The sequence below is a fragment of the Caballeronia sp. ATUFL_M2_KS44 genome, assembly GCF_023630965.1.
GTDB lineage: Bacteria > Pseudomonadota > Gammaproteobacteria > Burkholderiales > Burkholderiaceae > Caballeronia > Caballeronia concitans.
The window spans coordinates 766631-785964 of record NZ_JALQEA010000006.1; the positions used below are offsets into that span (position 1 = coordinate 766631).

At 64.4% G+C, this 19334-nt stretch carries 14 protein-coding genes; 4 read left to right on the forward strand and 10 right to left on the reverse strand.

The features are described 5' to 3' along the window. Window positions 1–20 precede the first annotated feature (20 nt). Both hemL and NCR39_RS03670 read right to left on the reverse strand, forming a co-directional pair. Complete coding sequence (gene hemL / locus NCR39_RS03665) at window positions 21–1304, reverse strand: glutamate-1-semialdehyde 2,1-aminomutase (RefSeq protein WP_250450770.1); 1284 nt, start codon at window positions 1302–1304, stop codon at window positions 21–23. 178 nt (window positions 1305–1482) lie between these two features. Beyond that, window positions 1483–1947, reverse strand: coding sequence for a hypothetical protein (locus NCR39_RS03670; protein ID WP_250450772.1), 465 nt, complete (start codon window positions 1945–1947; stop codon window positions 1483–1485). Between the two features lie 132 nt (window positions 1948–2079). Between NCR39_RS03670 and NCR39_RS03675 the strand changes: the two genes are divergently transcribed. Then, a complete protein-coding gene (locus tag NCR39_RS03675; RefSeq protein WP_250450774.1) occupies window positions 2080–3291 on the forward strand; it encodes a Bcr/CflA family multidrug efflux MFS transporter in 1212 nt (403 codons plus the stop codon). A 432-nt stretch (window positions 3292–3723) separates the two neighbouring features. Here NCR39_RS03675 and NCR39_RS03680 read toward each other — a convergent pair whose 3' ends face one another. From NCR39_RS03680 to NCR39_RS03700, 5 genes are all read right to left on the reverse strand, one after another. Then, window positions 3724–5856, reverse strand: coding sequence for a prolyl oligopeptidase family serine peptidase (locus NCR39_RS03680; protein WP_250450776.1), 2133 nt, complete (start codon window positions 5854–5856; stop codon window positions 3724–3726). Window positions 5857–6012: 156 nt separating this feature from the next. Then, entirely contained in the window at window positions 6013–7131 is a 1119-nt protein-coding gene (locus NCR39_RS03685; RefSeq protein WP_040051873.1) for an ABC transporter ATP-binding protein, read from the reverse strand. Between the two features lie 52 nt (window positions 7132–7183). Continuing rightward, window positions 7184–8041, reverse strand: a complete 858-nt coding sequence (locus tag NCR39_RS03690; RefSeq protein ID WP_250450778.1) for a carbohydrate ABC transporter permease — start codon at window positions 8039–8041, stop codon at window positions 7184–7186. Continuing rightward, window positions 8031–8972 carry a carbohydrate ABC transporter permease gene (locus NCR39_RS03695; RefSeq protein WP_040051875.1) on the reverse strand — a complete coding sequence of 314 codons (942 nt, stop codon included), beginning with the start codon at window positions 8970–8972 and terminating at the stop codon, window positions 8031–8033. Before NCR39_RS03695 ends, NCR39_RS03690 begins: the two co-directional genes overlap by 11 nt. 200 nt (window positions 8973–9172) lie before the next feature. Further along, window positions 9173–10426 carry an ABC transporter substrate-binding protein gene (locus NCR39_RS03700; protein WP_250450780.1) on the reverse strand — a complete coding sequence of 418 codons (1254 nt, stop codon included), beginning with the start codon at window positions 10424–10426 and terminating at the stop codon, window positions 9173–9175. Between the two features lie 596 nt (window positions 10427–11022). On the opposite strand from NCR39_RS03700, the gene zwf reads away from it, so the two are divergent. The 3 genes from zwf to NCR39_RS03715 all read left to right on the forward strand — a co-directional run bounded on the left by zwf (window position 11023) and on the right by NCR39_RS03715 (window position 15241). Next, window positions 11023–12483 (forward strand): glucose-6-phosphate dehydrogenase, encoded by a 1461-nt coding sequence (zwf, locus tag NCR39_RS03705; protein ID WP_250450782.1) that lies wholly within the window; start codon window positions 11023–11025, stop codon window positions 12481–12483. Between the two features lie 138 nt (window positions 12484–12621). After that, window positions 12622–13344, forward strand: a complete 723-nt coding sequence (gene pgl / locus NCR39_RS03710) for a 6-phosphogluconolactonase (protein ID WP_250450783.1) — start codon at window positions 12622–12624, stop codon at window positions 13342–13344. Continuing rightward, window positions 13325–15241 (forward strand): bifunctional transcriptional regulator/glucokinase, encoded by a 1917-nt coding sequence (locus NCR39_RS03715; RefSeq protein ID WP_250450785.1) that lies wholly within the window; start codon window positions 13325–13327, stop codon window positions 15239–15241. The genes pgl and NCR39_RS03715 overlap by 20 nt, the downstream gene beginning before the upstream one ends. 131 nt (window positions 15242–15372) lie before the next feature. Here NCR39_RS03715 and NCR39_RS03720 read toward each other — a convergent pair whose 3' ends face one another. From NCR39_RS03720 to NCR39_RS03730, 3 genes are all read right to left on the reverse strand, one after another. Beyond that, window positions 15373–16494, reverse strand: a complete 1122-nt coding sequence (locus NCR39_RS03720; RefSeq protein WP_250451456.1) for a porin — start codon at window positions 16492–16494, stop codon at window positions 15373–15375. A 357-nt stretch (window positions 16495–16851) separates the two neighbouring features. Further along, entirely contained in the window at window positions 16852–18021 is a 1170-nt protein-coding gene (locus NCR39_RS03725) for a porin (RefSeq protein ID WP_250451457.1), read from the reverse strand. 514 nt (window positions 18022–18535) lie between these two features. Then, on the reverse strand, window positions 18536–19315 hold the full coding sequence (locus NCR39_RS03730) for an ABC transporter ATP-binding protein (protein ID WP_250450786.1): 780 nt from the start codon (window positions 19313–19315) through the stop codon (window positions 18536–18538). Between the last annotated feature and the right edge of the window lie 19 nt (window positions 19316–19334).

A 19334-nucleotide genomic window follows, 5' to 3' on the forward strand; every position in this document is an offset into this window, starting at 1 on the left:
GCGGCCCGGGCGACGCGCCGTTAAGCCGCGACCGACGCGAACGCGCCGCGCGCGGCGTCGATCGTGGCGTCGATGACCGCGTCGTCGTGCGCGCTCGACACGAAGCCCGCTTCGAACGCGGACGGCGCGAAGTACACGCCGGCATCGAGCATCGCGTGGAAGAAGGCGTTGAAGCGCTTCGTGTCGCCGTGCGCGATCTCCGCGAAGCTGCCCGGCACCTTGTCCATGAAATAAAGGCCGAACATGCCGCCGATGGAGTCGGCGGAGAAGGGTACGTTCGCCGCGCGCGCGGCGGCGCCGAGGCCATCGACGAGCTTGCGCGTCTGTTTCGCGAGGTCGTCGTAGAAGCCGGGGCGCTGGATCAGTTGCAGCGTCTTCAAGCCCGCCGCGACGGCGATCGGATTGCCCGACAGCGTGCCCGCCTGATAGACGCCGCCGAGCGGCGCGAGATGCGCCATGATGTCGCGTCGGCCGCCGAAAGCCGCCGCCGGCATGCCGCCGCCGATGACCTTGCCGAGGCACGTGAGGTCCGGCTTGATGCCGTAGACCTGTTGCGCCCCGCCGAGCGCGACGCGAAAGCCGCACATCACTTCGTCGAAGATCAGCACGGCGCCGTATTCGTCGCAGCGTGCGCGCAGCGCGTCGAGGAACTCCGGCGTCGCGCGCACGAGGTTCATGTTGCCCGCGACCGGCTCGACGATCACCGACGCGATCTCCGCGCCGAACGCCGCGAAGGCTTCGTTCAGCTGCTCGACGTTGTTGTATTCGAGCACGGTCGTGTGCTTGGCGATGTCCGCCGGCACGCCCGCCGAAGTCGGATTGCCGAAGGTCAGCAGGCCGGAGCCGGCCTTGACGAGCAGGCTGTCCGCGTGCCCGTGATAGCAGCCCTCGAACTTGACGATGCGGCTGCGGTTCGTGAAGCCGCGCGCGAGACGCAGCGCGCTCATCGTCGCTTCGGTGCCGGAGGACACCATCCGCACCTGTTCGATCGACGGCACCAGCTTGCAGATTTCCTCCGCGATCTCGATTTCCGCTTCGGTGGGCGCGCCGAACGAGAAGCCGTCGGCGAGCACGCGCTGCACCGCTTCGAGCACTTCGGGATGAACGTGGCCGAGAATCATCGGTCCCCACGAACCGATGTAGTCGATATAGCGCTTGCCGTCCGCGTCCCAGAAATACGGGCCTTGCGCGCGCTCGATGAAGCGCGGCGTGCCGCCGACCGAGCGGAACGCCCGCACCGGCGAATTCACGCCGCCGGGAATGGTCCGCTGGGCGCGTTCGAAGAGAGCTTGATTCTTGGACATGGATGGAGCCTGCTGAAAGTGGATGCAAGACGCGCGTGGGACGTGCAATCGGCCGTGGCGCAAGGCGCGGCGCGAAGAAGCGCGCTGCCGGCGCCCGGCCTCCGGCGCGACGATTGTTGCTGAAATTGTACCGGAGTCGTTGCAAGCGGGCGGGGTCGGGCGGACCCTCCGGCGGCCTTCAGCGATGCAGCGCGCCGGGACGCCCGCGCCGGCCCGTGCGCTCGGTCCAGAGCTTTTCGAGCGCGCCTTCGGCCATCGGCTTGATGATCGTGCCGGAGCTTTGCGCGTCCCACGTCTGCACGGAAAACGGATGCGCGCGCAACTCGTCGCGCGTGACGACAACATGTTCGCGCGCATCGGCGAGCCAGTCGTACACGAAGTCGATGCACAGCCGATAGCCGCGCTTCGACTGCGCATCGGGCACTTCGTACGGCGCGCGCGTGACGTGGCCCGACGCGAAGATGCCCTTCGGCTCCTGCGACACGCGATGCACGAACACGCGATCGCCCGGCAGCAGGCCGCGCGCCGTGCCGCAGCCCCAGACATCGGCGACGGCTTCGCCCGCTGCCACGCGGCGCGCGACATCGGGCAACTCGGGCCACGGCCATTTGCGCGGGCTCCAGATCAGCAGGAAGGCGGTCATCGTTCGGGGAAACGGGAAGCGGATCGAGCGCCGAGCTTAGCGCAACGCGAAAAAAGAGGGTCGCGTACAATGGCTCGCTCGCCTTCAACGCCACCGAGCCGAGAAGCGCCTCGTCTCTTTCCAGCGCACCCGATGTCAGACACCATCCGTCGCCGGCCCGATGGCCGGCTGATCCTGTTGCTCGGCGCGCTCGCCGCATGCGGCCCGCTGTCGATCGACATGTATCTGCCGAGCCTGCCGTCGCTCGCCGCCGCGTTCGGCACGAGCCCGGCCGCCGCGCAAAGCACGCTGACGAGCTTCATGTTCGGCTTTTCGTTCGGCATGCTGCTCTACGGTCCGCTTTCCGATGCCTATGGCCGCCGTCCGGTCCTGCTCGGCGGCATCGCGCTTTACGCGCTCGCGAGCGTCGCGTGCGCGGCGGCGTTTTCCATCGATGCGCTCGTCGTCGTGCGCTTCCTACAGGCGCTCGGCGCGGGCGCGGCGTCCGTGCTGGCGCGCGCGATCGCCCGCGACGCGCACGAGCCGGCCGATGCCGCCCGCGTCCTGTCGATGCTTTCCATCGTCACGTCGATCGGCCCGTTGCTCGCGCCGCTGATCGGCGGGCAACTGCTGCTTCTGGGCGGCTGGCGCGTGGTGTTCGTCGCGCTGACGCTCTTCGGCGCGGTCTGCGCCTTGACCGCATTCCTGCGCGTGCCCGAAACGTGGCCGAAGGAAAAGCGCGCGGGCGCGGCGCTCGGCAAGTCGTTCGCGGCCTACGGGCATCTGCTGACCGATCCGGTCACGTGGGGTCATGTGCTGTGCGGCGGCATGGCGTTCGCGTCGATGTTCGCGTACATCACCGCGACGCCGTTCGTTTATATCGACTACTTCCACGTGAAGCCGCAGCATTACGGGCTGTTGTTCGGGCTGAATATCATCGGGATCATTGGCGGCAACGTGCTGAACACGAAGCTCGTCGGGCGCGTCGGCGCGTTGAAGATGATCTCGGGCGCGGCGTTCGTCAGCGTGGTCGCGGCGCTCGTGGTCGCGCTCGTCGCGCTGACCGGCTGGGGCGGCTTGTGGTCGATCGTCGCGAGCCTCTTCTTCGTCGTGGGCGTGGTGGGCTTGCTGTCGGCCAATTGCACGACCGAACTCATGCACCGCTATCCGCGCAACGCGGGCGCGGCGGCGGCCGTCTTCGGCGCGATGCAGCTTGCGCTCGGCGCGCTGGCCAGCCTCGCGGTCGGGCTTTTTCACGATGTGTCGCCGCACGGCATGGGCGTCGTCATCGGCGTGTGCGGGGTGCTGACGTTCGCCGGGCGCACGCTGGTGCTGCGTTCGCATGCCGCCCCGGTGCGGGTTTGACCGGGTCTGACGCGGCTTCGACGCGAGCACGTTCGCCGGCAAGCGCAGGCGAAAAAAACCTCGCGCGATGGCGAGGTTCAATGGGTCAGAGTGTTTCTCTCGGTCTTCTTTCAGTCCATGACTTGGGTCAGAAGTGTGTCCTGAGTCGAGCCGTTGTGGGCCGGCATTCTCCGGGTCAGAGATGAATGGCCGGTCGATTTCATTCTGGCGATAGGCGTCTCCTCCTGGTCATGAATCGGAACTGGCTGGGTCAGAGGCGTTCCGGATCGTTTTGATGGAATGAAACAGTCGGCACTTCGTAGTACTGCTCGCCGTTGCAACAAGCAGTGCTCAAACTATAGGCGCGCTGTAATGCCGGCTATATCGACCGAATTCGAATTCGTAAGGACGCGCGGCGCTTTCGCGAGAAAAGTCTGAATTACGTGACGAATCTCAAGCCGCCGGCGGCAGCGGTCCAATGGTCGATGCGAGGAAGGTGAACGCCGCCGCCTCGGCCTGCGCGACGGCTTCCGGCTCGACGCCCGCACCGTGCCCGCCGTCGCCCGTTTCCTGATACCAGACGCGCTCGTGCCCCTGCGCCTGCATCTTCGCGGCCATCTTGCGCGCGTGACCGGGATGCACGCGGTCATCGCTCGCGGACGACGTAAAGAGCACGGGCGGATATGTCGCATCGGCTTTCACGTTCTGATACGGCGAATACGCGACGAGATGACGACGATCCGCGGCATCGTCGGGATCGCCGTATTCGTCGATCCACGATGCGCCCTGCAACAGCGTATGGAATCGCATCATGTCGAGCAACGGCACTTCGGAAAGCACTGCGCCGAAGCAATCGGGCCGCTGCACCATGCAGACGCCGGTCAGCAAGCCGCCGTTGCTCGCGCCGCGAATGGCGAGCTGTTGCGCGCTCGTGACGCCGCTTTCGGCGAGCGCTTCGGCAACCGCGACGAAATCGTCGAACGAAACTTGCCGGTTCTCGCGCAGCGCCGACTGATGCCACTGCGGGCCGAATTCGCCGCCGCCGCGAATGTTCGCGACCGCGTAGAGACCGCCGCGTTCGAGCCACGCGATGCCCGTCGTCGCGTCGTAGCTCGGATCGAGCGCGACTTCGAAGCCGCCGTAGCCGTAGAGCAGGCAGGGGCGCGGTTGCGCGGGCGATTGCGCGTCGACGTCGCGGCCGATCAGCCAGTACGGAATGCGCTCGCCGTCGGGCGCGATCGCGTGACGGCGCACGGCGGTGAGGCCGGCCGCGTCGAACTGCGCGGGCAGGCGCGCGAGCAGCGTCCACGGCGCGTCGCCGGCGAGGTCGGCGTGGTAGAGCGACGGCGGCGTGAGGAAATGCTCGACGTGGATCAGCACCGTGTCGTCGCGCTCGCTGTCGATGGAATCGACATACGACTGGCTCGCCTCCGGCAACGCGAAGTCGCGCGAGTGCCACGCGGCGTCGGCATCGGCGTTCGCGGGCGGCTGCCACAGCGTGACGCGCGGGGCGCCGTCGTCCATCTGCGAAGCGATCAGCCAATGCTTCGTGAAGTCGATGCCCGCAAGCACCCGACGCTCCGCCGGCTCGAAAAGCACGGTGAAGTCGCGTGCGCCGTCGAGAAACGCCGCGCGCCGGATGACGAGCAGCGAACCCGCCGCGTGGCGCCGGCCGCCCGTCGTCCACGCCTTGCGCGGCGTGACGAAGAGCCAGCCGTCCCAATGCTCGATTTCCACGTGCTGCGGCAGATCGTACTGGCGCCATTCGTTCGCGGTTTCATCGAGCCAGAAATGCAGCGTGTCCCAGAACGTGACGGCGCGCGAGGCCAGATGCAGCTTTTCGAGCGGATCGTAGTCCGCGCCCGCCGACACGTCGCGCCGCTTGCCTTCGAACACGACCGGCGCATCCGCGAGCGGCGTCGCGCGCTTCCAGCGCCGCGCCTGACGCGGAAAGCCCGACGTGGTGAGCGCGGGGCGCGCGTTCGTCTTGCTGTCGTCCCAGCCGACGTACACCGTGTCGCGATCGATCCACGATACGTCGTGCTTGCCGACGTCCGGCAGCACGAAGCCATCGTCGACGAAGCGGCGCGCGGCGATATCGAACTCGCGCACGATGCACGCGTCCGAGCCGCCCGGCGACAGCGAGACCAGCGCGCGGTCGTAAGCGGGGTAGAGCATGTCGAAGTCGGAGAGCGCCCAGCGCGTGTCGTCGTCCTCGTTCGTGTTGAGATCGAGCGCGTCGACATCGAGCACGATGTCCCAGTCCGGCGTCCCGGCGAGCCACGCGCTCCAAGGCGTGCGCCGCACGATGCCGAGCGGATGCGCGTCGTCCTGCCACGTGTTGTACGCCCAGTCGCCGTAGCGCGAACAGGTGACGATGCGGTCCTGCGACGTGTATGCCGCTTCGAGCCGCGCGGCGAGCGCGCGCGCATCGGGCGTCTCGCCGAACGCGGCTTCGGTGCGGCGATTCTGGGCATCGACCCAGGCTTGCGCGGCGGGATCGTCGAGGGATTCGAGGCCGATGTACGGATCGGGGCCATTGGAAGCCGGCCAGGCGAGGGCGGGATGCTTGGAAAGCAAAGTCATGAACGATGGCAGCGCGAGATGCTCGATCGAGTGGTGAAACGGTGATTGTGCCGCATCCGCTCAATGGGCCGCTTTGCGCGCGGAACGATGCGGCCGCGCAAAGAAAAAGCCGCGCAACGTGCGCGGCTTCCGAAGGACTGCGGCGAGGAAAAGCGCTCAGGCGAGCCGCTCTTCCGTCTGCGGATCGAACAGCACCGCCTTCGATACGTCGAAGAGCAGCGTCATGTTCGTCATCGGCTGCGGATTGCTCGCCGGGTGCACGCGCGACACGACGCGCTTGCCGTTGACCTGCGCGAACACGAGCGTGTCCGGGCCGGTCGGCTCGATCACGTCGACGCGCACGTCGATCGGCTGCAGGCTCGCGTCTTCGACGTTATGCGCGCTGCGCGCGTCGGTGATGCGCTCCGGACGCAGCCCGAGCACCACGTCCTGCCCGACCTTGCCGCGCAGCCGCGATGCATCGAACGGCAGGTTCAGCACTTTCTTCGCGACGCCCGTATCGATCTGCAAGCCGACGCCCGAGCCCGACTCGACCAGCTTGCCGGTGATGAAGTTCATCGGCGGCGCGCCGATGAAGCCCGCGACGAACAGGTTCGACGGCGAATCGTAGATTTCCTGCGGCGCGCCGAACTGCTGCACGATGCCGTCCTTCATCACCGCGATGCGGTCGCCGAGCGTCATCGCTTCGATCTGGTCGTGCGTCACGTACACGATCGTCGTGCCGAGACGCTGATGCAGCAGCTTGATTTCCGAGCGCATCTCGATACGCAGCTTCGCGTCGAGGTTCGAGAGCGGCTCGTCGAACAGGAACATCACGGGATCGCGTGCGAGCGCGCGGCCCATCGCGACGCGCTGACGCTGGCCGCCCGACAACTGCCCCGGCTTGCGGTCCAGCAGATGGCCGATCTGCAGCGTTTCCGACACGCGATCGACGATCTTCTTCTGCTCGTCCTTCGGCACCTTGCGGATGTTGAGGCCGAACGAGATGTTGTCGCGCACGCTCATGGAAGGGTAGAGCGCGTACGACTGGAACACCATCGCGATGTCGCGGTCTTTCGGCGAGAGATTGTTGACCGTCTTGCCGTCGATCATGATGTCGCCGCGCGTCACGGTTTCGAGACCCGCGATCATGTTGAGCAGCGTGGACTTGCCGCAGCCCGAGCCGCCGACGAGGATCAGGAACTGACCGTCCTCGATGTCGATGTTGACGCCCTTGAGAACCGGCACCCCGTTCGGGTAGGTCTTGTACACGTCACGGATGGAAAGGCTTGCCATGCTTGAATCCTCTATGTTGTCTGTTCAGCAGGGGACGCGCGTCGACGCGCGCTCAACCCTTCACCGCGCCCGCCGTCAGGCCGCGCACGAAATAACGTCCCGCGATCATGTAGACGAGAATCGTTGGCAATGCCGCGATGATCGCGCCCGCCATGTCGACGTTGTATTCCTTCACGCCCGTCGACGTGTTCACGAGATTGTTCAGCGCGACCGTGATCGGCATGGAATCCACGCCCGAAAACACGATGCCGAACAGGAAGTCGTTCCAGATCTGCGTGAATTGCCAGATGAGGCAGACCATGAAAATCGGCAGCGACACGGGCAGCAGAATCTTCGTGAAGATCATGAAGAAGCCCGCACCGTCGATGCGCGCCGCCTTCACGAGCTCAGCCGGAATGCTCACGTAGAAATTGCGGAAGAACATGGTTGTGAACGCGATGCCGTAGATCACGTGCACGAGCACGAGGCCGCTCGTCGTGTTCGACAGGCCGAGAAGGCCCTGCAGGCGCGCCATCGGCAGCAGAATGGCCTGGAACGGAATGAAGCAGCCGACGAGCAGCATGGTGAAGAACGCATCCGCGCCGCGAAAACGCCAGTGCGTGAGCACGTAACCGTTGAACGCGCCGACGATCGACGAGATCAGCACGGCGGGAATCACCATGCGCACCGAGTTCATGAAGAACGGCTGCATGCCGTCGCAACGCACGCCGGTACACGCTTCCTGCCACGCCTTCACCCACGGCGCGAACGTGAAGTGCGTCGGCGGCGTCAGCAGGTTGCCCGTGCGAAGCTGGTCGAGGTCCTTGAACGACGTGGACAGCATCACGTAGATCGGGAACAGGAAGTACAGCGCAAACAGTATGAGCACCGCGTAAATGACGGCGCGGCTGATCGTCATCTTAGGCTGCATTGCGGGTGCTCCTCGATTCGAGATACATGAGCGGCACGAGCACCGCGACGACGGTGGCGAGCATCATCATCGACGAAGCGGCGCCCACGCCCAGTTGTCCCCGGTTGAACGAGAACGTGTACATGAAGATGGCCGGCAGCGACGACGACGTGCCCGGACCGCCCGCCGTCAGCGCGACGACGAGGTCGAAGGTCTTGATGGTGATGTGGCAGAGAATCAGCAGCACGGAGAAAAACACCGGCCGCATGCTCGGAATCACGATCTTGCGATAGATGGTCGGCAGCGTCGCGCCGTCCACTTGCGCGGCCTTGAAGATTTCGCTGTCGACGCCCCGCAGGCCCGCGAGGAAGAGCGCCATCACGAAGCCGCTCGACTGCCAGACCGCCGCGATCACGACGCAGAAAATAGCCTTGTCCGGATTGCCGAGCCAGTCGAACGAAAAGCTCGTCCAGCCCCAGTCGTGCAGCACTTTTTCAATGCCGAGGCCGGGATTCAGAATCCACTGCCACGCAGTGCCGGTCACGATGAACGACAGCGCCATCGGGTAGAGAAAGACCGCGCGCAATGCGCCTTCGTTGCGGATTTTCTGATCGAGCAGGATGGCGAGGAACAGCCCGAGCGCCACGCAGATGCCGATGAACGGAATGCCGAACCAGCCGAGATTGGCGGCGGAAGTCCACCAGACGTCGTTGTCGAAGAGTTGCCGGTAACGGTCGAGGCCCGAGAATTCGTAGCGTGGCATCAGCCGTGAATTCGTGAGCGACAGATAGCCGGTGATGAGAATGAACCCGTACACGAACACGAGCGCGATCAGAATGCTGGGAGCGAGCACCAGCTTGGGAATCCAGCGATCGGCGAGCGCCGCTGTGGGCGAAGCACGGCGAGGCTGGGGCGGCGTTTTTTCCGCGGTACCGCTGAGGGAGGCAGTCACAACTCGACTCCTGGAAGATGCGCCGGCGCTTGTTCGCGCTCTTGCGCGCTGTAGGACACTGACTCGCGCGCTTGTGGCGACAGGTGGTGCTTTCGGATTGGGCTGGCTTGGAGCGCAACGGCGCTCGATTCAAGGTGTTGCTGGCCGGGCGGCGCGCGGCGAGGGTTCGCCGCACGCCGCCCGGCTTTTCGACTTCGTTCTTACTTCGTCTTGGCGGCGTTCGCGAGCGCTGCAACCGCGCTCTTCGAATCCTGCGACGAATTCATGAACTTGGTCACGACGTCGGTCATGGCGCCCGCGGTGGCGTCGCCCTGAGCCATGCCATGGGCGAGCGACGGAACGTAGCCGCCCGACTTGATGGCCGTCTGTTCATCAGAGTAGGACTTCTTCGCGCAGTCGTCGAACTTGTCCATCTTCACGCCGAGGCGAACCGGGATCGAGCCCTTGTTCAGGCTGAACTGTTCCTGGAAATCCGGCGACATGATGGTCTTCGCGAGCGCGAGCTGGCCCGGCGTGGCGGTCTTCTGGCCCTTCTGCTGGAAGAAGACGAACGAATCGACGTTGAACGTGTACGACTTCTCCGTGCCCGGCACCGCGGCGCAGATGTAGTCCGTACCGGCCTTCTTGTTCGCGCCGGCGAATTCGCCCTTCGCCCAGTCGCCCATGAACTGCATGCCGGCCTTGCCGTTGATGACCATGGCCGTGGCGAGGTTCCAGTCACGGCCCGTGCGGCCGTTGTCGAAGTAGCCCTGGATCTTGCGGACCGTGTCGAACACCTGAACCATCTTGTCGGACGTCAGCGTCTTCTGGTCCAGATCGACGATAGCCTTCTTGTAGAAATCCGCGCCCTGCGACAGCACGACGTCTTCCCACAGCGTCAGGTCTTGCCACGGCTGGCCGCCCATCGCGATCGGCATGATGCCCGCGGCCTTCATCTTGTCGGCCACCTGGAAGAATTCGGCCCAGGTCGTCGGCACCTTGCCGCCTGCCTTGTCGAGCGCGGCCTTGTTGATGTACAGCCAGTTCACGCGATGCACCGAGAACGGCGCGGCGACGTAGTGGCCGTCGGCGTGGATGATCTTGTCGATTTCAGGCGGCAGGTTCTTCTTCCAGTCGCCGGCGACGGAGTCGATCGGCACGAGCACGCCTTGCTCCGACCATTCCTGGATCAGCGGCCCCTTGATCTGAGCCGCCGACGGCGCGTTGCCCGAGATCACCTGCGTCTTCAGCGCGGTCATCGCGGCAGCGCCCGCGCCGCCCGCGACGGCGAAGTCCTTCCAGGTGTAACCCTGCTTGGTCATGTCGTCCTTGAGCACGCCGACCGCCTTCGATTCGCCGCCCGAGGTCCACCAGTGCAGCACGGACACGGCTTCGGCAGCCTGCACCGCCGACGCCGTCGCGCCGCACAGAAGACCTGCGGCGCACAGCGCGCCCATGAGCTTACGGACTTTCATTGTTTATCTCCTCCAGACACCTGAACAAAAAACGATTGGCCCCTGATGTCGCCAGAAGCGTTGGAAAAAGGTGGTTCAAACGGGCACTGCTGGGTGGCCGGGGAATCGGCGGTGTCGGCGGGGAAGCGAGCGGCGTGCTGAATGAGTCGCACACGCGCGTGCAGGGCCGGCAGACCGATGATCGGCCGCACGGCTCTCAAGGAATGAGTGAGTTGGATCGCAACGACTGTCTCCTCTCGACCGAAGCCGGCGGTTTTGCGCCTTTTCCGGTCCCATGCAAAGTAATTGCTTTTGGTTTTTGCCTGCGCAGACGGCCGACATGCGTTCGGACAGCCGATGCGAGCGGGAGGCCGACCGCACGAAAAGCCCGAACGTGCCTGAAAGCAGCGATGTCCGGACTCCGTTAACATGCGTTCAGAACGATCACCTTAGGGAAAACACTCGGCTTTTGATTGACAAGCCATTTTTTTCCCGGATGACATTTCCTCTTGATTTGGATTGTAGTTAAACTACAATTCAGTGTCAAAAAAAATTTTGTCGAACTACGATGCCCTTTCGTTCGACGTCCCACCGACTTCACAACCGGCCTCAAACCCATGCAAAGCGACTCGAATTTCATCTTCGTGCTGTTCGGCGGGACCGGCGACCTGTCGATGCGCAAGATCCTCCCCGCGCTGTTCGAGGCGCATCGCGCAGGCATGCTCGCGGCATCGGGCAAGATCGTCGCGGTGGCGCGCGGTGCGCAGGCGCCGGGCGAATACCTCGCGTGGGTCGAGGAGCACGTGAAGCCGCACGTGTCGAAAGAGGGTATCGATGAAACCGCGTGGCGCAGCTTTCTCGATCGCATCCAGTATGTGCAGCTCGATCTCGGCCGCGCCGAAGACTTCGTCGTGCTGCGCGACGCGCTCGCCCAGCACGACGGCACGCGCGTCTTTTATCTGGCGACGGGGCCGTCGCTCTTCGTGCCGATTTGCCGCGCGCTCGCGGACGTCGGGCTGAACCAGAACGCGCGCATCGTGCTGGAAAAGCCGCTCGGCTATGACCTGAAGTCGTCGAACGCGATCAACGACGCCGTCGGCGAAATCTTCCAGGAAGAGCAGATCTACCGGATCGACCATTATCTCGGCAAGGAGCCGGTGCAGAACCTGCTCGCGCTGCGTTTCGGCAACGCGCTGTTCGAACCGCTGTGGCGGCGCGAATGGGTCGAGAGCATTCAGATCACCATCGCGGAAGAACTCGGCGTGGAAGCGCGCGGCGACTTCTACGACAACACCGGCGCGCTGCGCGACATGGTGCAGAATCACTTGCTGCAACTGCTCTCCATCGTGACGATGGAGCCGCCGCACTCGATGGATTCCGACTCCGTGCGCGACGAAAAGCTGCGTGTGCTGCGGGCGCTGAAGCCCATCGACGAGCGGGACATCAGCCGCGTCGCGGTGCGCGGCCAGTACCATGGAGGCGTGATCCGCGGGGCATCGGTGCCCGCGTACGCAACCGAGCCGGGCGTGCGGCCGGACAGCACGACGGAAACCTTCGTCGCGCTGAAGGTGGAGATCGAGAACTGGCGCTGGGCCGGCGTGCCGTTTTTCCTGCGCACGGGCAAGCGGCTGGCGGATCGCGTCGCGGAAATCGTCGTCAATTTCCGGCCGGTGCCGCATTCGGCGCTCGGCGCGAACGCGTTGCGCGCGGGCGCGAACCGGCTTGTCATTCGCCTGCAGCCGAACGAAACCATCCGCCTTTATTGCCTCGCGAAGCAGCCGGGCGAGGGCATGAATCTGGCAAGCGTTCACCTGGATCTGGCCTTCGACCAGTTCTTCAAGGAAGGGCAGATGGAGGCGTATCAGCGGCTCTTGCTGGACGTCATTCACGGCCGCCTCGCGCTTTTCGTGCGGCGCGACGAGCAGGAAGCCGCGTGGCGCTGGGTGGAACCTATCCTGAACGCGTGGGCATCGTCGACGAGCAAGCCCAAGCCCTACGCGGCAGGCACGTGGGGACCGGCGGCATCGAGCGCGATGCTGGCCCAGCATGGCACATGCTGGCTGGAAGAAGAAAATTGAGACAATGGGGCGCCCAGCCGACGGTCTCCGCAAGAGAGACGCGGCGCGGACGCCAGCACCGAACACCGCTTCGCGGGCCGCTCGCGGCATCGCGGTAAAGGCGGGTCGATAAACCAAGACAAGCAGGATGGAGGAGCAGTGATCGAGCTTCGCACTTTCGACGACCCGCGCGCCCACTCGGACGCGCTGGCGAAAGCCGTCAGCGACGCGCTTGCCGCGTCCCTCGCGGCCAGAGGCGCCGCATCGGCCGATGCCAGCGCGCAGCCAACCGGACAATCCGCTCACGCCACGCTCGCGGTATCGGGCGGCACGAGCCCGCGTCCGTTCTTGCAGACGCTTTCGCAAGAAGCGCTCGACTGGGCGCATATCGACGTCACGCTGGTCGACGACCGCTGGGTGCCCGAATCCGACGCCGCGAGCAACGCGCGCCTCGTGCGCGAGACGCTTCTGCAAAACGCGGGCGCGGCGGCGTATTTCCTGCCGCTCGTCGATACGTCCGCATCGCTCGACGCGCACGTCGCCGCATTGAACGCCGACGCGCGCCGCGGCCTGCCGGACGTCGCCGTGCTCGGCATGGGCGAGGACGGCCACACGGCATCTATATTCGCGGACGCGCCCGAGTGGGACTTCGCCATTTCCACGCCGGACCGCTTCGTCGCCGTGCATCCGGGCAGCGCGCCGCACGCGCGCGTGAGCCTGTCGATGACCGCGCTCAAAGAAGTCAGCCAGCTTTTTCTCTTCATCTCCGGCCAGAAGAAGCTCGACGTACTGAATGCGGCGCTCGCCGCCCGTCAAAAGAACGCCATCTCGACGTTGGCCAACGATGAAGGAGTGAAGCTCGATGTCTACTGGTGTGCATAAGGCCGCGCCGGCCGCGAGCCACGCCGATGGACCGAGGCTGCTTGCCGACATCGGCGGCACCAACGCGCGCTTCGCGCTGGAGACGGCGCCGGGCGAGATCGGGCAAATCCGCGTGTATCCGGGCGCCGATTACCCCGGCATCGCGGAAGTGATGCAGCAGTATTTGAAGGACACGAAGGTCGGCCGCGTGAATCATGCGGCGATCGCGATCGCGAATCCGGTGGACGGCGATCACGTGAAGATGACCAATCACGACTGGAGCTTTTCGATCGAAGCGACGCGCCGCGCGCTCGGCTTCGATACGCTGCTGGTCGTCAATGACTTCACCGCGCTCGCGATGGCGCTGCCCGGCCTGACCGATGCGCAGCGCGTGCAGATCGGCGGCGGGGCGCGTCGGCAGAACAGCGTGATCGGCCTGCTCGGTCCGGGTACGGGTCTCGGCGTGTCCGGCCTGATTCCCGCCGACGATCGCTGGATCGCGCTCGGCAGCGAAGGCGGCCATGCCACGTTCTCGCCGTTCGACGAGCGCGAGGACGTCGTCACGCGCTATGCGCGCCGCAAGTTTCCGCACGTGTCGTTCGAGCGCGTGTGCGCGGGGCAGGGGCTGGAGTTGATCTACCGGGCGCTCGCGGAGCGCGACAACGTGACGGTCGCCGACAGTTTCACCGCGGCCGACGTCACCGCACGCGCGCTGGCAGGCGAAGCGCTCGCGCTCGAAACGGTGAACTGCTTCTGCGCGATCCTCGGCACGTTCGCGGGCAATATCGCGGTGACGCTGGGCGCGCTGGGCGGCATCTATATCGGCGGCGGCATCGTCCTCAAGCTGGGCGAACTCTTCCACAAGTCGCCGTTTCGCGAGCGATTCGAGGCGAAAGGGCGCTTCCAGCAATATCTGTCGGGCATTCCGACCTACGTCATCACGGCGGAATATCCGGCGTTTCTCGGCGTGTCCGCGATTCTCGCCGAACAGTTGTCGAACCGCGCGAACAGCGGATCGTCGGCGGTGTTCGAGCGCATTCGCCAGATGCGCGACGCGCTCACGCCCGCCGAGCGGCGCGTGGCGGATCTTGCGCTGAATCATCCGCGCTCGATCATCAACGATCCGATCATCGACATCGCGCGCAAGGCCGACGTGAGTCAGCCGACGGTGATCCGCTTCTGCCGCTCGCTCGGCTGCCAGGGTTTGTCCGACTTCAAGCTCAAGCTGGCAACGGGCCTGACCGGCACGATTCCGGTGAGCCACAGTCAGGTGCATCTCGGCGACACCGCCACCGATTTCGGCGCGAAGGTGCTGGACAACACCGTGTCCGCCATTCTGCAGTTGCGCGAGCATCTGAACTTCGACAACGTCGAGCGCGCGATCGAGATTCTCAACGGCGCGCGGCGTATCGAGTTTTACGGGCTCGGGAATTCGAACATCGTCGCGCAGGACGCGCACTACAAGTTCTTCCGCTTCGGCATCCCGACTATCGCTTATGGCGATCTGTACATGCAGGCGGCGTCGGCGGCGCTGCTCGGCAAGGGCGACGTGATCGTGGCCGTGTCGAAGTCGGGCCGCGCGCCGGAGTTGCTGCGCGTGCTCGAAGTGGCGATGCAGCAGGGCGCAACCGTGATCGCGATCACGTCGAGCAACACGCCGCTCGCCAAGCGCGCGAACGTGGCGCTCGAGACGGATCACATCGAGATTCGCGAGTCGCAACTGTCGATGATTTCGCGCATTCTGCATCTCGTCATCATCGACATTCTCGCGGTCGGCGTGGCGATTCGCCGTGCCGCGCCGAAGCCGGGCGCGAAGATCAGCGAGACGGTGGAGAAGGCACGTCAATCGAGCGACGATGACGCCGCCGCCGTGCTCGACTGGCTGAGCCACGGGGCATCGGGGGTGGCGAAGGATTAGCGCTTAACGCGCGCGCAATGACGAAGGGGCCGCCGATGAAGAATCGGCGGCCCTTTTTTATACGCGCAAGCGGCGATGAAAAACGGCGCGGCGTCCCGAAGGACGCCGCTGCGTGATGCACTTACCGTTGATTAGAACGAGTGCTGAACGCCCGCGTACACGCCCGTCTGGCTGCGGCCCGGGAACGGATTGTCCGTCGATGCCGCCGTGCCGAAGTTGTTGGCGTTCAGACCGTAGTTGGCCGTCTTGCTGTTCTGCACCGTCGCGACTTGCAGGTCGAGCAGCGTGCGCTTCGACAGGTTGTACGAGCCGCCCAGCGTGTACATCGTCGCGTTGCCCGCGCCGTTGTTGCCGTTCACGTGATAGACGGCGGCGGTCAGCGCGGCCGCCGGCGTGGCTTGCCACGTCACGCCGCCCCATTCGTGATCGAGCGTCGTCGGCTGGCCGGGAAGCTGGCCCGTCATGCCCGACGAGCGGACGGCCTGATAGCCGGCCTGCACCTTGAACTGGCCGAGGAACACGTTGGCCATCGCCGAGTACTCGCGGGAGTACGAGTAGACGCCGTTGTCGCCAGCGTAGTCGCCGCCCAGCGTGCCGTTGGCCGGATTGCGGATTTCATCGTACATGCCGCGGACCTGGAAGTAGGGCGACGTGTACGTGACGTACGCGCCGGCCTGACGGCCCTGTTCCGTGCTGCCGTTACCATTCCAGCTCGTCGCGTTCGACAGCGAATATTGGCCGTAGAAGTCGAAGCCCGCGAACTTCGGCGATTGATACGAGATGTTGTTGCTCGATTGCGGCCAGTTGCGTCCGCGCACCAGCGATGCCGACGACCACGCCGACTGCCCGAACGGATCGAAGTCCCACACGCCGTTCGACACGAACAATTCACGGCCCAGCAGCAACGTACCGAACTGGTTGTTCGCGATACCGACCGTCGCCCAGCGATTGAAAATGCGGTTGCTGCCCGGACCTTGTCCGTTCATCGTGTTGAAGCTGCCTTCGAGCTGGAACACGGCGCGATTGCCGCCGCCCAGGTCTTCAGCGCCCTTCAGGCCCCACAGGCTCGTGCCCCAGTCGCCGCTTTCGGCGCGGATGCGGCTCGCCGTGACGTTCGATGCGTTGCCGGTCGGCACGCCGTTCATGTATTCGAGCCCGGCGTCCAGGCGGCCGTACAGCGTCACGCTGCTTTGGGCATGCGCCGCGGCGCCGAACGTCATCAGCGCTGCCGCTGCAAGCAAAGCTTTCTTCATCATCTCCTCCAACTCCGTCAAAGTGAACTCACTGCTGCCAAGCGGTTCGATGCGGAATGCATCGACCGGAATTCGAGCGGGGAGACGCTCGCGGCGCCGTCAAAGCGCGCGCTGAGGTCCCCGTTTTGCGGACGGATTTTGAAGGAAAACTACTTTTTGGAAGGGGGTGTTTCTGTACTTTTGATTCAATTTGACAAACGGCACCACACTGCGAAGACGCCCGTTAAAGCGCGCCAAACCGCCGCGCCAATAAAAAACGGTGCGATACCCTTTCGGGCACCGCACCGATACGCGCCTCTCGCAGCAGCGTGAAAACTCTATAAGACTATTCTTTGCTCAGACCCGCCGATCAAACGATCAGAACGAGTGCTGAATGCCTGCATACACGCCCGTCTGGCTGTGGCCCGGGAACGGGTTGTCCGTCGCGGCAGCCGTGCCGTAGTTGTTGGCGTTCAGGCCATAGTTCGCGGTCTTGCTGTTCTGCACGGTGGCAACCTGCAGGTCGAGCAGCGTGCGCTTCGACAGGTTGTACGAACCGCCGACCGTGTAGATGTTCGCGTTACCCGCGCCGTTGTTGCCGTTCACGTGGTAGACCGCTGCGATCAGCGCCGCCGCCGGCGTGGCTTGCCACGTCACGCCGCCCCATTCGTGATCGAGCGTCGTCGGCTGGCCGGGCAACTGGCCTGCCATGCCGGACGAACGGATCGCCTGGTAAGCGCCCTGAATCTTGAACTGGCCGAGGAACAGGTTGAACATCGCCGTGTACTCGCGCGAGTACGCGTAGATGCCGTTGCCGTTTGCGTTGTTCGCGGCAGTGGTGCCGCCGTTGAGCGCGTTGTACACGCCGCCGAGCGTACCGTTGGCCGGATTGCGGATTTCGTCGTACATGCCGCGGATCTGGAACAGCGGCGTGGTGTAGGTGACGTACGCGCCAGCTTCGCGGCCTTGCGGCGTGGAGCCGTTACCGTTCCAGTTCGTCGCGTTCGACAGCGAGTACTGGCCGTAGAAGTCGAGGCCCGCGAACTTCGGCGACTGATACGAAATGTTGTTGCTCGACTGCGGCCAGTTGCGGCCACGGACCAGCGACGCCGACGACCAGTTCGACTGGCCGAACGGATCGAAGTCCCACACGCCGTTCGCGATGAAGAGTTCGCGGCCCAACAGCAGCGTACCGAACTGGTTGTTCGCGACACCGACCGTCGCCCAGCGATTGAAGATGCCGTTGTTGCCCGGGCCCTGACCCGTCATGGTGTTGAAGCTGCCTTCCAACTGGAACACGGCGCGATAGCCGCCGCCCAGATCTTCGACGCCCTTCAAACCCCACAGGCTCGTGCCCCAGTCGCCGCTTTCCGCGCGGAAGCGGTGCGACGAGCCGGTGGCGGCGCCGTTAGCACCGACACCGGTCGGGACGCCGTTCATGTATTCGAGCCCTGCGTCCAGGCGACCATACAGCGTCACGCTGCTTTGAGCGTGCGCTACCGCGCTGAACGTCAGCAGTGCTGCTGCCGCGAGCAAAGCTTTCTTCATCATCTCCTCCAACCCTGTCAAGAAATAGAACCCAAGTGCTGCCGTGTGCGGTTCGATGCGAGCGCACCCAACCGAAAATTGTTTTCAGAGGAAGGACACACGCGCGGGCAGTAGTGCTCATGGCGATTCGCGCGACGGACGCGAACGTGACGCCGACCCGTCGATCGGTGTCTCCTCTTCTTGTTTTGAAGTAAAACTACTTTTTGGGTACTTCGTTTTGGTACTTTAGTTACCAATTTAACAAAATACGTCGCACACGCCAAAAGAATTTGGCACCGCGTGAAGCTCTGTGTCAAAAAAGCAATGGCGATGTGGCGTAAGTGCGACCCAAAGCGTGGGAACCGCCGCGCAAAGCCTTGTGGGATAAGGGTTTGCGATAGCGCCGTTTAAGGGGTCAGGTGTGACGCCTATTGACGAGCGGGCGCGGCAGCGCTAGGCCGCGAAAACGGCCTCGAAGCGCCATCCGGACGTAAAAAAAGCGCCTTTCGGCGCTTTTTTGAGGACTTTCGTCAGCTTATTTGAGGCTACCAGAGAGGAACTGCTTGAGCCGTTCGCTCTTCGTGTTGCCGAAGACATCGTCCGGACGACCTTCTTCCTCGATGCGCCCCTGATGCAGAAACACCACGTGATTCGAGACATTGCGCGCGAACGCCATCTCGTGCGTGACGACGATCATCGTGCGGCCTTCTTCCGCGAGCGTCTGCATGACCTTCAGCACTTCGCCGACGAGTTCCGGATCGAGCGCGGAGGTCGGTTCGTCGAAGAGCATGACGTCGGGATGCATGGCGAGCGCGCGCGCAATCGCGACGCGCTGCTGCTGTCCGCCCGACAAATGCGACGGATACTGCTTCTCCAGCCGCGGCGCGAGCCCGACCTTCTCCAGATACGTGCGCGCCCGCTCCTCGGCTTCCTTCTTCGAGAGGCCGAGCACGTTCACGGGCGCTTCGATCACGTTCTCGAGCACGTTCATGTGCGACCACAGGTTGAAGTGCTGGAACACCATCGACAGCTTCGAGCGGACCTGGCGCAACTGCTTCGGATCGGCGACCTTCAGCGCGCCGGCCTTGTCGAGCAGGGTGCGGACTTCGTTGCCGTCGACGAAAATGCGCCCGCGATTCGGCTGTTCGAGGAAGTTGATACAGCGCAGCATCGTGCTCTTGCCCGAGCCCGACGACCCGATGATGCTGATCACGTCGCCGGCGTTCGCCTTCAGCGATACGCCTTTCAGAACTTCGTTGCTGCCGTACTGCTTGTGGATGTCATCGACGAACAGCTTGTGCTTCTGGGAATTCATGAACGGTCCTTGGCCGGAG

Coding starts and splice junctions, on each gene's coding strand:
- hemL (WP_250450770.1), bottom strand. CDS start 1,304: ATGTCCAAGAATCAAGCTCTCTTCGAACGCGCCCAGCGGACCATTCCC.
- NCR39_RS03670 (WP_250450772.1), bottom strand. CDS start 1,947: ATGACCGCCTTCCTGCTGATCTGGAGCCCGCGCAAATGGCCGTGGCCC.
- NCR39_RS03675 (WP_250450774.1), top strand. CDS start 2,080: ATGTCAGACACCATCCGTCGCCGGCCCGATGGCCGGCTGATCCTGTTG.
- NCR39_RS03680 (WP_250450776.1), bottom strand. CDS start 5,856: ATGACTTTGCTTTCCAAGCATCCCGCCCTCGCCTGGCCGGCTTCCAAT.
- NCR39_RS03685 (WP_040051873.1), bottom strand. CDS start 7,131: ATGGCAAGCCTTTCCATCCGTGACGTGTACAAGACCTACCCGAACGGG.
- NCR39_RS03690 (WP_250450778.1), bottom strand. CDS start 8,041: ATGCAGCCTAAGATGACGATCAGCCGCGCCGTCATTTACGCGGTGCTC.
- NCR39_RS03700 (WP_250450780.1), bottom strand. CDS start 10,426: ATGAAAGTCCGTAAGCTCATGGGCGCGCTGTGCGCCGCAGGTCTTCTG.
- zwf (WP_250450782.1), top strand. CDS start 11,023: ATGCAAAGCGACTCGAATTTCATCTTCGTGCTGTTCGGCGGGACCGGC.
- NCR39_RS03715 (WP_250450785.1), top strand. CDS start 13,325: ATGTCTACTGGTGTGCATAAGGCCGCGCCGGCCGCGAGCCACGCCGAT.
- NCR39_RS03720 (WP_250451456.1), bottom strand. CDS start 16,494: ATGAAGAAAGCTTTGCTTGCAGCGGCAGCGCTGATGACGTTCGGCGCC.
- NCR39_RS03725 (WP_250451457.1), bottom strand. CDS start 18,021: ATGAAGAAAGCTTTGCTCGCGGCAGCAGCACTGCTGACGTTCAGCGCG.
- NCR39_RS03730 (WP_250450786.1), bottom strand. CDS start 19,315: ATGAATTCCCAGAAGCACAAGCTGTTCGTCGATGACATCCACAAGCAG.